The organism is Dyadobacter sp. SRI_021, assembly GCF_057586235.1.
Genome location: NZ_JBYCZM010000002.1, coordinates 393,120 through 406,705, shown reverse-complemented (window position 1 = coordinate 406,705; position 13,586 = coordinate 393,120). Strand labels below are relative to the sequence as shown.

Annotated in this window: 14 protein-coding genes; 6 read left to right on the top strand and 8 right to left on the bottom strand. The window is 51.1% G+C overall.

Annotated features, from left to right (window positions below):
• Positions 1 to 10: 10 nt before the first annotated feature.
• The 4 genes from AC2YIT_RS06945 (at position 11) to AC2YIT_RS06930 (ending at position 5,957) form a co-directional block, all read left to right on the top strand.
• The gene (locus tag AC2YIT_RS06945) at positions 11 to 1,906 is read left to right on the top strand and encodes a RagB/SusD family nutrient uptake outer membrane protein (protein WP_487278721.1); all 1,896 of its coding nucleotides are present in this window, start codon (positions 11 to 13) and stop codon (positions 1,904 to 1,906) included.
• A 178-nt stretch (positions 1,907 to 2,084) separates the two neighbouring features.
• Positions 2,085 to 2,774 (top strand): DUF3823 domain-containing protein, encoded by a 690-nt coding sequence (locus AC2YIT_RS06940; protein WP_487278720.1) that lies wholly within the window; start codon positions 2,085 to 2,087, stop codon positions 2,772 to 2,774.
• A 222-nt stretch (positions 2,775 to 2,996) separates the two neighbouring features.
• On the top strand, positions 2,997 to 4,304 hold the full coding sequence (locus tag AC2YIT_RS06935) for a glycoside hydrolase family 99 protein (RefSeq protein ID WP_487278719.1): 1,308 nt from the start codon (positions 2,997 to 2,999) through the stop codon (positions 4,302 to 4,304).
• An 84-nt stretch (positions 4,305 to 4,388) separates the two neighbouring features.
• Entirely contained in the window at positions 4,389 to 5,957 is a 1,569-nt protein-coding gene (locus AC2YIT_RS06930) for a M81 family metallopeptidase (protein ID WP_487278718.1), read from the top strand.
• A gap of 95 nt (positions 5,958 to 6,052) precedes the next feature.
• Here AC2YIT_RS06930 and AC2YIT_RS06925 read toward each other — a convergent pair whose 3' ends face one another.
• The 3 genes from AC2YIT_RS06925 to AC2YIT_RS06915 form a co-directional block, all read right to left on the bottom strand.
• Entirely contained in the window at positions 6,053 to 6,748 is a 696-nt protein-coding gene (locus AC2YIT_RS06925; protein WP_487278717.1) for an aspartate/glutamate racemase family protein, read from the bottom strand.
• Positions 6,749 to 6,961: 213 nt separating this feature from the next.
• Positions 6,962 to 7,372 (bottom strand): DUF6157 family protein, encoded by a 411-nt coding sequence (locus AC2YIT_RS06920; protein WP_430847762.1) that lies wholly within the window; start codon positions 7,370 to 7,372, stop codon positions 6,962 to 6,964.
• 90 nt (positions 7,373 to 7,462) lie between these two features.
• Positions 7,463 to 7,849, bottom strand: coding sequence for a winged helix-turn-helix transcriptional regulator (locus tag AC2YIT_RS06915; RefSeq protein ID WP_430847760.1), 387 nt, complete (start codon positions 7,847 to 7,849; stop codon positions 7,463 to 7,465).
• Positions 7,850 to 7,927: 78 nt separating this feature from the next.
• Here AC2YIT_RS06915 and AC2YIT_RS06910 point away from each other — a divergent pair, with 78 nt between their 5' ends.
• Positions 7,928 to 8,818 carry an SDR family oxidoreductase gene (locus tag AC2YIT_RS06910; protein ID WP_487278716.1) on the top strand — a complete coding sequence of 297 codons (891 nt, stop codon included), beginning with the start codon at positions 7,928 to 7,930 and terminating at the stop codon, positions 8,816 to 8,818.
• A gap of 29 nt (positions 8,819 to 8,847) precedes the next feature.
• Here AC2YIT_RS06910 and AC2YIT_RS06905 read toward each other — a convergent pair whose 3' ends face one another.
• The 4 genes from AC2YIT_RS06905 to AC2YIT_RS06890 are packed head-to-tail and all read right to left on the bottom strand — an operon-like array spanning position 8,848 to position 11,275.
• The gene (locus AC2YIT_RS06905) at positions 8,848 to 9,063 is read right to left on the bottom strand and encodes a putative toxin-antitoxin system toxin component, PIN family (RefSeq protein ID WP_487279012.1); all 216 of its coding nucleotides are present in this window, start codon (positions 9,061 to 9,063) and stop codon (positions 8,848 to 8,850) included.
• On the bottom strand, positions 9,060 to 9,272 hold the full coding sequence (locus AC2YIT_RS06900; protein WP_487278715.1) for a hypothetical protein: 213 nt from the start codon (positions 9,270 to 9,272) through the stop codon (positions 9,060 to 9,062). The genes AC2YIT_RS06905 and AC2YIT_RS06900 overlap by 4 nt, the downstream gene beginning before the upstream one ends.
• Positions 9,273 to 9,319: 47 nt before the next feature.
• On the bottom strand, positions 9,320 to 10,084 hold the full coding sequence (locus AC2YIT_RS06895) for a methyltransferase domain-containing protein (RefSeq protein ID WP_487278714.1): 765 nt from the start codon (positions 10,082 to 10,084) through the stop codon (positions 9,320 to 9,322).
• A 6-nt stretch (positions 10,085 to 10,090) separates the two neighbouring features.
• Positions 10,091 to 11,275 carry an ATP-binding protein gene (locus AC2YIT_RS06890; protein WP_487278713.1) on the bottom strand — a complete coding sequence of 395 codons (1,185 nt, stop codon included), beginning with the start codon at positions 11,273 to 11,275 and terminating at the stop codon, positions 10,091 to 10,093.
• A gap of 218 nt (positions 11,276 to 11,493) precedes the next feature.
• On the opposite strand from AC2YIT_RS06890, the gene AC2YIT_RS06885 reads away from it, so the two are divergent.
• Positions 11,494 to 12,966: a BNR-4 repeat-containing protein gene (locus AC2YIT_RS06885; RefSeq protein ID WP_487278712.1), complete on the top strand. Its 1,473-nt coding sequence runs from the start codon at positions 11,494 to 11,496 to the stop codon at positions 12,964 to 12,966.
• Positions 12,967 to 13,029: 63 nt separating this feature from the next.
• Here the strand turns inward: AC2YIT_RS06885 and AC2YIT_RS06880 are convergent, their stop codons facing one another.
• Entirely contained in the window at positions 13,030 to 13,494 is a 465-nt protein-coding gene (locus AC2YIT_RS06880; protein ID WP_487278711.1) for a glycine zipper family protein, read from the bottom strand.
• Positions 13,495 to 13,586 lie beyond the last annotated feature (92 nt).

Sequence of the window (13,586 nt, the reverse complement as noted above, 5' to 3'; positions counted from 1 at the left end):
TTAATTGATAATGAGCTATTTAAAAAAGACCCTAACGCTGTTGCTGGTGCTCGTGGCGATGAGCTGCGGCGACGTGCTCGACAAGCAGCCGCTCGATAAGTTGCAGGGCGAAAACCTGTTCTCCAATCCCGAAGGCGTGAAGCTCTATATGGCGAACCTGTACTACCAGCTGCCGATTGAGGATTTTACCTTCTTCCGCCAGGGCTTCAACTGGAACACCGGCGACCCGAATAACGGCGGTTTCGCCCCGGCGATGTCGACCGACGAGGCCGTGCATACCGAATTCGGCGATTTTATCGGGAACGATGATTTCCAGTGGTGGGACCAGGGCTACAAGCTGATCCGCGATGTGAATATCCTGATCGACATCATCCCTACCCTCGATATTTCCGATGACGAGCGTAAGGCACTGATCGGTGAAAGTGCTTTCATCCGCGCCTATGCCTATTTCGCATTGGCGAAGCGCTATGGGGGCGTGCCTCTCATTACCTCGGTGCAGAAGTATGAAGGAGACGTAGAAGCCCTGAAAGTACCCCGCAGCACGGAAAAAGAGACCTGGGATTTCGTGTTAAAAGAATGCGAGACGGCCGCTGGCAACCTCGGCGACTCGTGGCCCGGCGGTGAAAGACGCGCGACCAAATGGGTAGCCTATGCGCTGAAATCCCGCGCAGCATTACACGCCGCCTCACTGGCCAAGTACGCCGACCGCGCCCCGATCTCCGGAACCGCCGTGGATCAGAAACTCGTGGGATTGGATAAAGCGGCCGCAGCCGAATTCTACAAAGCGGCCATCGATGCGTCGGAAGTGATTATTAATTCAGGCAAATTCAATTTGTACAAGCCCTCGCCGGCAACCCCCGAAGAGGCTGCTAACAACTACCGCCTGCTTTTCGAAGACCCGAACAATGCACCTGAAGAGGTGATTTTCATCAAAGGTTATGCAAGACCAGGCTCCGGCACCGGTCACAACTATGGCATCTGGTACCAGCCCAACCAAACGGCCAACGGCTGGCCGCACCCGGGCCGCATGAACCCGACACTGGAACTGATGGACGTGTACGAAAGCTATGACAAGCCGGGCGAAAGTGCACCGCTCGCGACCTCCGCAGCGACCAACGACCTGACCGATTATACCGGTTTCAATGCGGCCAAACAATACAAAAGGTTTGATACTGAAAACGATATCTTTAAAGGAAAGGATGCGCGTATGTGGGCGACGATGATCCTGCCGGGCACCAGCTGGAAAGGCCAGAAGATCGTGATCCAGGCCGGTTTCATCAAGCCCGACGGTTCAGCTCAGATCATGGGTGGCGACCCGTTCACGCACGGCGGCACGACTTACTATACCTATGGTGCGTCGGACCGGACAAAGTATTCGGGCTTCGATACCTGGGGCGGTAATAACACCCGTACCGGCGTGAGTTTCAAGAAGTTTTTGAATGAAGGCTTGAACATCGCGCCGGGCTGGAACCAATGCGTGACCGACTTCGCTGATTTCCGTTATGCCGAAATCCTGCTGAATTACGCCGAAGCTATTGCCGAAAGCGGTACGGGCGACAAAGTGAAGGGTGCCAAAGCGTTGAACGACATTCGCCGCCGGGCCGGGCACAAGACCGAAATTCCGCTGACGATTAACAATGTGATCCGCGAAAGACGGGTCGAGCTGGCATTCGAGAACAAGCGTTTCTGGGATTTGATCCGCCGTCGGGAGTACCATACAGTGTTCAACAACACCATGCGCCACGCATTGCTCCCGATCCTCGACCTCCGCGTGACACCTGCGAAGTACATTTTCGTGCGCGTCAATGTGCCCCGCAGCAACCCGGCCACGTTCGATTACCGCCAGTATTACCGCTCCATCCCCGGCATCGGAGCGAATGGTTTGGTGCAGAACCCGCAATATTAAGAGGGCTATAAGCTGTAAGCCATAGGCTCTATGCTTTCTAGGTAAGAATCTTATAGCGTATAGCTTACAGCATAAAGCCCGCAGTATTAAATTGCTGTAAGCCGTAGACTCTATGCTCTTCTCGAAAGCGCAAAAGCTTAAAGCTTACAGCATATAGCTTAAAGCAAAACGATTAACAATGAAACAAATACTCCCCTACATCCCCGCCCTGCTGCTGCTTTTCGGTGCAGCGGCTTGCAGTGTCGACAACTACCCTGCTCCCGATTCACAATTGTACGGTACTTTTCTAGATGCCGAAACCAATGAGCCTGTCGAACAGGACATTATCCGCGGCAGTACCATCGAGTACATCGAGCACGGTTATGCTTCGAATACCAAACAAACGATGATCATCAAAAACGACGGCAGCTACCGTAATAACCTGATCTTTGCAAACACGTACACGATCACGCCCGTACGCGGAAATTTCGTACCGATGGCTGCCCAGGAAGTGACCGTCAAAGGCGAAACGAAGTTGGATTTCAAGGTACAGCCTTACATTCGCGTGAAGGAAACCAGCATTGAAAAAGTGGGAACGAAGGTTGTTGCCCGATTCAAATTGCAGCAAACTGTAATGAACAATGTCAGGAAAATCGGGTTGTACGCGCACCCGGAACCGTCCGTCGGCGAGCCTATGCGCGTGGCACTCGCGGAGCAGGAGATCAACGGGGCGATTGATCCTAACAAAATTTACCAGTTGGAAATCGACTTGCCTTCGAACAGTAACGTCCTGAAAACCGGCAACCAGTACTTCTTCCGCGCCGGCGGCATCATCGATGCACCGGAGTCGAAGTTTAATTATGCGAAAGCGGTAAGGGTTGCATTGTGATTTTATTACTTCGGCTGTCGGCAGTCGGCATTCGGCTTTTAGCCTTACCAGGTTGCGATCACCCGTGTTTAATGTTATTTATTAACTAAAAATACTTCACTGGTAACAGCCGACTGCCGAAAGCCGAAGTGGTATTAAACCCGCGATAGGCTCTTTCAACATACATATCAATATTAAATAAAAAAAAGCCGAAGGCCGAAAGCCGACAGCCGAAGTACATTTATGAACTTATTCAAACTCCTGTGTTACCTTTCCATCGTCTCACTGAGCTGCAAAGGCGGCGATGAGAATCCCAAAACCGATGATCCCAAGCCGGTTGAAGAAGTTAAATACGATGAGTCGCATTCGTTGTTCAAAAGCTACAAAGGGCTGGTCATGGCGGGTTACCAGGGCTGGTTTACAGCCGAAGGCGACGGGGCCGGCCGTGGCTGGCACCATTACCAGAAAGCCGGCAAGTTTGAGCCCGGCTTCGCTTCCATTGATTTCTGGCCCGATGTAACGGAATATTCCAAAACCTATAACACCGCATTCAAATACGCCAACGGTGAAACGGCCAAAGTGTACAGCCCTTATGACGAGGAAAGCGTGGACCTGCATTTCAAATGGATGAAAGAGCACGGGATCGACGGCGTATATATGCAGAGGTTCGTTTCGGAGGTAAAAGGAGAAAGCGGTAAACGGCATTTCAACAAAGTACTGGCCAATGCATTGAAAGCTTCCAAAAAATATGGCCGGGCAATCAGTGTCATGTACGACCTCAGCGGCTCCACGTCGGCGGATATGGATTTCATCGTGAAAGATTGGGAAGAGCTGCAACAGCAGTTCAAACTGTTCGACGGGCAGGAAAACCCCACCTATCTGAGGCACAACGGCCGCCCGCTGCTCGCCATTTGGGGCGTTGGTTTCAACGACGGCCGCAAATACACCATTGCCGACATTCAGAAGTTGATGGATAAGGTAAAAGGTCCTGCCAAAAAGGCATCCATTCTGCTTGGAGTACCCTATTACTGGCGCGAGCTCGGCCGCGATACCGAAAACTCGCCATTGCTGCACACGGTCATTAAGCAAGCTGATATTATCATGCCCTGGGCAGTTGGCCGTTACAATGCCTCCACCTACCTGAGCGTAGCCGGGCCTAATCTCCCCGCCGACATTACCTGGTGCAAAACGAACAAAATCGACTATGCCCCGCTGGTCTTCCCGGGGTTTAGTTGGGGTAACCTGAAAAACGATCATTCGCTTTACGACCAGATCCCCCGCAATAAGGGCGAGTTCCTCTGGCAGCAAATCGCCGGCGCGAAAATGTCCGGCGCCGAGGCGCTCTACGTCGCTATGTTTGATGAAGTGGACGAAGGCACTGCCATTTTCAAAACACGGAAAGAAGGCGATACGCCGTTGAATGCGGAGGGCAAGTTTGTGGGAATCGAGCCTGAACTTCCTTCCGATTACTACCTGTGGCTGGTAGGTCAGGGTGCAAACTGGTTTCATGGAATGAGCGGGTATGGCCATGTAAAACCGGCTCGCAAATAATCACTCCACCCCATTTCATTTCGCCGATTTTCAGTATGTTTAAACAAAATAGAGGCCCCGAGCCCGTTTGTTAAAACAAAATATATGAAAATTACATTTTCCCTGATCTTTTCTTTCCTCCTCGCAGGAGCACAAACTTGCTGCTTTGCCGACGGAGAAAAAAAATCCAAAGCGTTACCCCGGATCGCCATTGCGGGGCTCGGTATCGAGTCGAGCACATTCTCGCCGGCGCGTACCGAAGAACCTGCATTCAAAGCCAAATATGGTGAGCAGATTTTTACCTCATACCCCTTTATGGCGCCGGATTCCAGCTTGCGGAAACGTGCCGAGTGGCTGCCTGCATTGGTAGGGAAATCATTGCCGGGCGGCATGGTAACGAGAGCCGCCTATGAATCATTGGTGAAGCAAACGCTGGAACTTTTGAAGAAAAACGGCCCCTACGACGGACTGTATTTCGATATTCACGGCGCAATGAGCGTCGAAGGACTGGATGATCCGGAAGGCGACCTCATCACGCGTATCCGCGAGGTGATTGGTAAAAAAGTGCTCATTTCGACCTGTATGGACCTGCATGGCAACGTATCGTGGCGCCTCGCACAACACACCGACCTCATTACCTGCTACCGGATGGCACCCCACGAGGATGCGATGGAATCCAAGCGGCGGGCCGTCGCAAACTTGCTCTCGCGCCTCGAAAGCGGCAAAGGCAAACCGGCATACAAGGCCTGGATCCCGGTGCCGATCCTGCTTCCAGGAGAAAAAACAAGTACCCGCATCGAGCCGGGGAAATCGCTGTATGCGAAGGTCGCACCTGCTTCGGTACAGCCGGGCGTTATCGACGCGGCCATGTGGGTGGGCTATGCCTGGGCGGACGAGCCTCGTAACCACGCGGTGGTGATGGTTACCGGCGACGACAAAGCCAAAGTAACCGAAAGTGCTGAAATGCTGGCAAAAAGTTTCTGGGATGTGCGTAAGGAGTTTGCATTCGTGGCACCCACCGACGATCTGAAAGGCGCATTGAACAAAGCACTCGCCAGTGATAAACATCCGTTTTTTATCAGCGATTCCGGGGATAACCCTACCGCCGGCGGTGCAGGCGACGTTACCTGGACGATCACCGAAATCCTCAAACGTCCTGAATTCAGGAACGAAAACGGTCCGTCGCTGATTTACGCCTCAATTCCAGGCCCGGAACTGGTTGAAGCGGCGGTAAAAGCCGGTGTAGGAGGCAAAATCGACGCATATGCGGGCGCGAAAGTGGATGCGCGTTTCGCACCTCCGATACACCTGGTGGGTACCGTGGAAGCGATTCATCACGGGGACATCAATGCCGAAACCGAGGTGGTCGTGAAAGTGGGCAGCGTGCGTGTGATCGTCACCAAGAAACGCAAGCCTTACCACAAGGAAGCTGATTTTACCCGTCTCGGCCTGAACCCGCGCAAATCGGACATCGTGGTCGTGAAAATAGGATACCTCGAACCGGAGCTGTACAATATGCGCGCCGACTGGATTCTCGCCCTTACACCAGGTGGAGTAGATCAGGACCTGGAGCGGTTGCCGTACAAGCGCATCAAGCGTCCGATGTTCCCGCTGGACAAGGATATGAAGGAGCCCGATTTGAAGGCGAAACTGGTGCCTTTGTCGGATAAATAGTAACGTTATGCATGTAAAAGCGGGCTGCCATTTTAAAAAGCAGCCCGCTTTACTGTTTTTGAATGTCGGGTTGTACCGCTACCGGATCTGGAGACTCACTCCGTCAATGCAAATGCGACAGCGGCGTCGGAATGGATGCGGGTAGTGTCGAAAACCGGCACCGACACGTCCTCCTGACCCAGTATCATCGGAATTTCCGTACAGCCAAGGATGATCCCTTCCGCCCCCTGACGAATCAGTTCGTCGATAATTGCAAGGTAGCGCTGCTTTGTTTCTTCCCGGATAATGCCCTTTCCCAACTCGTCACGCAGCGTATCCTGAATAAAATCCCTGTTCTCCTGCGTCGCCGGCACGATTGGCTCTATGACCAGGCTCGCCAGTTTGTCTTTGTAAAAATCCATTTCCATCGTGAACTTCGTACCAAGCAGACCTACCTTCCGAAGCCCGGCTTCCTTGATGGCTGTGGCTGTCGCGGTGACGATATGGATGATCGGCAGATCAATTTCAGTTTCCAGCCGATCGGCAACGGCGTGCGCCGTATTCGCACAAAGTACAATGGCCTGGGCTCCCACTTTTTGAAGATTCCGACAGGCATTAAGCAAGATGTGAAACGTATCGTCCCATTTACCGGCAGTGTTGTTGCTTACAAAAGCACTGAAATTAACCGAGTAAATAATGCATTCGGCATAGTTGAGCCCTCCCAACTTTGCATTTACGCCTTCATTGATAAAGCGGTAATAATCGACAGTCGAGACCCAGCTCATACCGCCTACAAGGCCTAATTTTTTCATTTTTGGTGTAGATATAAACAATTGCTCAGGCATTCCCGCGGTCGGAAACACGACCGGTAACCCAAAGCAGGAACAATGCATTGAAAATCAGTGTAAGGGGAATAACCGACAGGTTTTTGAAAAACAATATGATCACCCATTCAGAAGACTTCTCCGCGGAGCTGCATTGCCGATAAAAACGGCGTAGATGCCCTTGGGTCTCCCCTCTACATACTACCGGCTCGACCGCATTGCCTTCACCGTTTTCAGACCGCTTTCTTTCAGCTTTTTATACTCGGGACTATCGCATGCAACCAATGCAATCTTCCCTTCCTCGTTGTTATGAACGCCCCAGCCATAGCGTTTGGTCAAAGGAGAACAACGCATGCAGGCCTGCCCTTTTGAAAAGAACTGTTTCCGAGCCTCTTCCAGTTCGCTTTCTGTGAGATCCTTCCGCTCAGCAAAAACCTTAAATAAAACATCGTCTGACGTGAATTTGTAGGGATTTTTGCTGATCATTTCGTACTGGATACCGGCCACCGTTTTGGCGTCCCCCTTCATCGGCGGTATTTCGCCACCGGTGGCAGGGCAATCGTCGGCAACCTCGATAAGTGTGTTTTCGTAGTTGGTGGTATGGACTTTCATAACTGGTCTGTTTTCGCTGCAAGATAATGGAGCTGGTGACAACCGTGTGTCAACAGGTAGTTCGGAATACCCAAAAACTTTGCCGGACGCTTATGCCGCCACTTCTTCTGCTACTGGCTGGTTATTCCGCTTCATATCCCTGTACGCCCATTCCGCCATGGCGTTAATCACTGGTTCCAGCTCTCTGCCACCGTCGGTAAGCGTGTAGGTGACGTAGGGCGGCACCACCGGCTTGGCTTCCCGGATGAGCAAACGGTCGCTTTCCAGCTGCTTCAAATGCTGGATGAGCATCTTTTCGGTAATATGCGGCATTGCCTTTTTTATTTCGCTGTAACGCTTGCTCCCAGCCAGTAGATGATACAAAATAATCGGCTTCCAGTGCCCACCGATCTTATTCATCACATACGTAACCGGGCATTCCTGCATTACAATCTCGCGGTTCGCATTGTAAGTCGAATTTTCCTTAATTCTAGTCATACATACTCTCGGGTAAGTACTTGTCAAGAAGTAAGTACAAATATAGTTTTGTCCCATCAAAAAACAATTCCAAAAGACATGAAATACATCATCACAGGATCACTAGGCAACATTAGCCTTCCCGTAACGCAAAACCTCGTTAAAGCTGGCCATCAGGTAGTTGTAATCAGCAGCAATGCGAATAAAAAACAGCAGATCGAAAGTCTCGGAGCAGAAGCGGCGATTGGTTCGGTGCAGGACGCAGCGTTCCTCGCATCTGCATTCAAAGGTGGCGACATAGCTTACCTCATGATACCGTCGGATTTCTCCCTGGCCGATTACGCAGCGTTTCAGCTGGAAGTGGCAGATAAATATTTGCAAGCCATTCAATCGGCCGGCGTCACGCGCATTGTGCTCCTGAGCAGCATAGGTGCGCACCTGCGTAAAGGCGCAGGACCGATCGATGCATTAGGTTATCTGGAAGAAAAATTGGCGCAAATTCCGGGTTTGAAGGTGAAAATCCTTCGCCCATCCTATTTCTTCAATAACCTGTACGCGCAAATCGGCCTGATCAGAAACGCAGGCATTGCGGGCAGCAACTTCGGCGGCACCGAAGAGAAACTTGTGCTTACCGACACCGACGATATCGCCAAAGTGGCCACAGAGCAGCTTCTCGCGCCATTTACAGAAGCGCAAACGATCACCTACATTTCAAGCGACGAGCGCCACCCGTCCGAAATCGCCGCAATACTGGGCACAGCCGTCGGCAAGGAAGGAACGCCGTGGGTCACCTTCACCGACGAAGACGCCTACAACGGTATGCTCCAGGCCGGCCTGAACGAAAGCTTCGCCGGCCTCTACCGCGACATGGGCCAGGCGCTGCAAAGCGGCAGAATGCAGGAAGATTACTGGAAAAACCGTGGAGAAATTAAGGGCACTTTCAAACTGGAAGACTTCGCGAAGCGGTTTGCGGGGGCGTATCAGGGGTAGTAATTGAGGGGCCGGTCATATTCGGCTCCTCAATTAATGCATCCTAGAAAGTCCGTCAACGTTATAATGCGGGTCTTGCCAATTTGTTCTATCACCAGTAAATCGGCATCGCCGGTAATTAGGAAATCGGCATTGGAATCAAGGGCCAATGCAAGTAGAAAGTTGTCTTTCGGGTCGCGGCAAATGTTGACTTTGGTTGTAACATTTACAAATTTGGCGACTTCGTGTAATCCTTTGAGATTTATCCGGCATACCGCTTCTTCCTTTCTGATTCAACTTCTGCTGTAATTTCTTCAAGCGTCGGAGTTGAGTCAGAATTGGAACGAAGTTTTTTCAAAACAGAAGCAAAACCACTTTCGACTGGATTTTGAATGGAAATCATTTCCATTTCTTCCAGATCTTTCAGGAGCGCTGCGGCTTTGGGATCCAATATGTCAATCAGCAGCGTATCCATATCTTAAATTTACAAAAAAAAGAATGCCACTTATCCTATTATCCGATTTAAAACTGCGCTTCTAATAATATCCGCTTAAATGGATAAAAAACAGGCGTTTTCGGAAAATGTTGGTGCAATAATGTGCGGAAATCTTCCCGGAAACTGTTTTTCAAATGTTCCGGCAAGCGTTCGAGGTAGGGAATCAGCGCCGTGCCGGAAACCCAGGTCAGCAGCGCGTCTACATCTTTCAAAATCAGCGGATAGATCTTTTCGAAAACCTGCATGGATTTGCTGCCGTTTTCGAAAAGGATTTCAGCATAGCGACCGGGTTCCAGCACAGGCGATAACCGGTTCCAGCCGGCATAAACCGTCGCATAAGGTTCCCGTGTGCCTAGTTCGTTGAGCAAACGATTGGTCAGGTTGTGGTGTTGGGCCGGCATTTGTACCAATAGTTGCCCTCCGGGCTTTATTTTGGAAATGATCTTAGGAAACAGCGCCTCGTGGTCCGGTACCCATTGCAGGGCTGCGTTGGAAAATACAATATCCCATCGCTGGTCTTTTTCAAGCTGGTTCTCAATGGTAATACACTCGAAATTCAAAGTGCTGCCATCCGCTTTCCGCGAGTCACCTAGCATTTCTTCCGATGAATCGACTCCTAAAACGCGGGATTCGGGTAGAGTGTCAGCCATTTGGGCGGTCAATTCACCCGTACCGCAGCCCAGGTCGATCACTTCCAAACGCGGCCGTACTTTCAGCAGTGCCAGTAAATCGAAAAACGGCGCCGAGCGCTCCGATTTGAATTGATTGTAAACTTCCGGATTCCAGGCCATAAGGCATTATATCTTTAAATTCAGCAATTCAGTAACCATTTCCGATAACGGAATAGCGGTGACGTCTTTGGCCATCGGAAACCTCTCCTTGCCCGGATAAACCAAAAACCGCTTTTCCGCCCCAATATCTTCACAACCCAGGTAAAAACCTTTCGAAAACGAGGGAGCAAGCGATCTTTTGATTTCGATCGCATAGCGTTCCTTCGGCCCTCTTTCCAGCACCAGGTCAATCTCCGCACCCGCCGCGGTGCGGTAGTACCAGGGTGTCATGCCCAAAGGCAACGCAGCCATCAGGTTTTCGATCACAAACCCCTCCCAGCTGTTGCCCGAAACCGGATGGCCCAGCAGGTCGTCATACGTGGCGAGATTGAGCAACGCGTGCGTAAGGCCGCTGTCGCGGATGTACACCTTGGGCGTTTTCACGAGCCGCTTCCCCACATTTCCCGACCACGGCCGCAATGTACGGATCAGGAAGAGATCTTCGAGCAACTCCACGTAGCGCTTTACCGTAGGGAGCGCAATATCCAGACTTGAACTCAACTGGGCCGTATTCAATGGCCCACCTTGATGATGCGCCAGCATTGTCCAGAGCCTGCGTAACAAGACCGTCGGAATGCGGGGCCCAAACTGCGGAATATCCCGTTCCAGATAGGTATTGATAAAGTTAAGCCGCCATCGGAAGCTGTTCAGGTCGTTTTTAGAAAGAAAACTATCCGGAAAACCGCCGCGTAGCCACAATTTATCCTGCGCAATCGGGCTCGTTTCTTCAATTTCATTGATAACAAATCCGGAGAGTTCCCGGTACGCTATCCTCCCGGCCAGCGTTTCGGATGATTGTCTTAAAAGATCGAGTGAAGCGGATCCCAGAATCAGGAACTGGCCCGTCCGCAAACCTTCCCTCCTGCGCCGGTCGATAACGCCTCGCAACACGGGGAAAAGTTCGGGGACGCGGTGAACTTCGTCGAGGATAATGAGATTCCCTTTATGTGCCTCGAAATAAGCTTCCGGTTCATTCAATTTGGCCAGATCGAGTGGATTTTCAAGGTCGAGGTAAATCGGTTTCGGATCCAGCGACTCAGCTACAAGCTCGGCAAGCGTTGTCTTGCCAATCTGGCGCGGCCCCAATACGCCTACCGCCGGAAAGTCAGCCAGTAATTCGTCGATTTCTTCCTTTGCTATCCGTGGTATCATCCTTGCAATTATAACACTTGATGTTAGATTTACAAGGTAAAGTTAGCAATTCCGCATCTACTTAACAAGCATTTTACCTTGTAATTATAACACTTAGTGTTAGATTTACAAGGTAAAACAGAGAAAGGCAGCACTTATTCGGCACGCGGTTATCAGTAGCAAAACCGCCATTACCGGTTTTAGTAACTATGTGATCACCAGTTACACCGCCTACCCCCATGAAAGCAAAATCCGGCCCGATTCTGAAACAATACCTGACCTTCCTGACCTTTCTGACTTTCATTACCGCGACCACCGCTACCTTCGCCCAAAACACCGACGGCCAGTTTGCCGAGGCGGAAATCGTGATGAAAAAGGCCAATGGCTTTCGGGGAATCTGGTACATGAACCAGCCTTCGAACGACGAATATGTTTACAAATACAGCGGCGGGCTGGCGGTTTATCCGGCCAACCACCGGCCGTTTGCCATTTACGCGAGGCAGGTCGATAAAACGTTTTTCTGTTTTGGAGGCACCGACAGCGCCAATTCCACATTGCTGCACAACGTCTCCTACTTCGATCACAGAACCGGCAAAGTAGCCAACCCGCTGACTATTCTCGACAAAAAAACCACCGATGCACACGATAACCCTGTGATTTCCATCGACAGCGGCGGTTACATATGGATTTTTTCAACCTCTCATGGCATCTCGCGCCCTTCTTATATTCACAAAAGCAAAAAGCCCTTTGACATAACCTATTTCGAACGGATGAACGCCACGGAAATAGTCGACGGCAAGGTGCAGCCGTTTACCAACTTCTCCTATTTTCAGGTTTACCACATCAAAGGCCAGGGGTTTATAGCACTTTTTACCAAATACAACAAGGCCGGCCAACGGGTGATCGGGTACAACACTACTGCCGATGGCGCGCATTGGAATGAGTGGAAAGTACTGGCACACATTGAAGAAGGGCATTACCAGATCAGCGCCGAAAGGAATGGAAAAATCGGCGTGGCATTTGACTACCATCCCAAGGGCAAAGGGCTTAACTACCGTACCAACTTGCATTACCTCGAAACCTCGGATTTTGGGAAAACCTGGCAGAATATTGAAGGCGAAACAGCGCAATTGCCATTAACCAGCCCGCAGAACCTTGCCACCGTACATGACTACGCCAGTGAAAAGCGGAACTGCTATCTGCTCGACATTACTTTCGATCAGCAAAACAAACCCGCGATCCTGGTCATTGCCAGCAAAGGCTTCGAAGCAGGCCCCGCCAATGGCCCGCGCAAGTGGACGTTGTACCGGCCCGGAAACAAGGGTTGGGAACACCATATTGTCACGACCTCGGACAACAATTACGATATGGGCTCCATTTACCATATTTCCAAAAACAGCTGGCGGGTGGTCGGGCCCAGTATCGACGGTCCGCAGGCCTACAATCCGGGCGGAGAAGTAGCTATGTGGCGAAGCGACGATGGCGGCAAGCAATGGGCCCTCGAAAGGCAACTGACCCGGAACAGCCCGATGAACCACTCCTACGTACGCAAGCCTGTGCATGCGCAAGACGGTTTTTATGCGATCTGGGCTGACGGCCACGGCCGAAAACCGTCGGAGTCGTTCATTTACTTTTCCAATGCCAATGGCGACGTATACCGGTTGCCGAGAGAAGGTGACGCACCCATGCTGATACCCCGACCCGTGAAATGAGCAGGCACAAAAAAATTGCCGGCCTCACGACCGGCAATCCGAATTTATATAGCGAGTATGTGATTATTGTCCCTGACGTTTTTTCACGGTATGGTCGACGATCGCGCCTGTACCCGCACCTACGCCCGCGCCAATCACCGTACCAATCAATGCGCCTTCTACACGTTTCTTGTTCACGATCGCCCCGGTAATGGCGCCGGTGCCTGCTCCTACCAACGCGCCTTTGGCAGTATGGCTCCATTTCTTTTTAGCAGGTGCCGCAGCTACCGGTGCTTGTGCCGGAGCGCTTGCAACGGCCTGAGTGTGGTTTGTTGCCTCATTTTTCTCAAGATCTTCCCACTTTTCCGCTTCCTGGCGCTGGGTTTGCAGGGCATTCATTGAATCTATAATGGCCTGTTTTTCCATGGCCACACGCATTGAATCGATGGTTTTTTGTTGAGATTTTAAGAGTGCTTCCTGCTTGTCTGACTGCGTGTTACAAGCCGCCAGCATTGAGGTAGCCAATAACATCGAAATAACAGCTTTCATCTTTGGTGTTTGGATGGTTATACCATATAGTATGCCAAAACCATGCCAAACGTGCCAATCCGGGGATTAACAACACATTTTCCATCCCACCT